The organism is Parabacteroides sp. AF21-43 (assembly GCF_003635435.1).
Taxonomy (GTDB): Bacteria; Bacteroidota; Bacteroidia; order Bacteroidales; family Tannerellaceae; genus Parabacteroides; species Parabacteroides distasonis.
Genome location: NZ_QTMG01000074.1, coordinates 1 through 684, shown reverse-complemented (window position 1 = coordinate 684; position 684 = coordinate 1). Strand labels below are relative to the sequence as shown.

At 51.0% G+C, this 684-nt stretch carries 1 protein-coding gene; it reads right to left on the bottom strand.

Going from position 1 to position 684, the window contains the following annotated elements; all coding sequences use genetic code 11:
* Positions 1-6: 6 nt before the first annotated feature.
* Positions 7-684, bottom strand: a 678-nt coding sequence (locus DWX84_RS21410; protein ID WP_233573991.1) for a toprim domain-containing protein, incomplete at its 5' end; no start/stop codon positions are given.

Here is a 684-nt window from a genome sequence, read left to right as displayed (position 1 = left end):
GCCGGATTAAATGCCCCTGCCTCTCTTTTGTCTTGGGGCGGCACGTTGTCCGGTTTCCTGCTTCGTTTCCTGCACTTGGCTGGCTGCGTTTTTCTGTTCCTGCTTCCTGCCGCACAGATAATCGTTCAAGTCCGAATATCCCCTATAATTGTGCGAGAAGTCACGCACACGGTAGGAGTATTCCAATTCGATAGCCCGTGTCGCTTCATATCCAGCCTTGTCATTGTCAAGCATACAGTGGATGCGTTCATACGGGTACAGCACGTCAATGGCTTTCGACACATTGGCGGTAGAGTTAAGAATGGCATAATCCTGCCTGTCAAGGTCGGGTATGGTCGGACAGTTCCTCATGCGGAGCGTAAGGAAAGAGAGGTAGTCCATGAAACCCTCGAACACCAAACACTTCTCCCTCGGCTCTCCCTGCTGCCGTATATGGGTGATGTCTTTCGGGGCGATGCAGCCTTTGAAAAAGGAATTGCGAACCTCGTAACCTCCTGCCATGTTCGGGAAACCGATAGCAAAGAACGGTCTGCCATTATTGGTAAAATGGAGTTCCTTACATTCTCTTTTTGCCAGTTCGACATTGATACCCCGTCCCTGCAAGTAACGGAGCAATGCCGGATGGGTAAGGTCACGGACTTCCAAATGCTGGAAGCTCGGTTCTGTCCTACGCTGGGGAAAAGA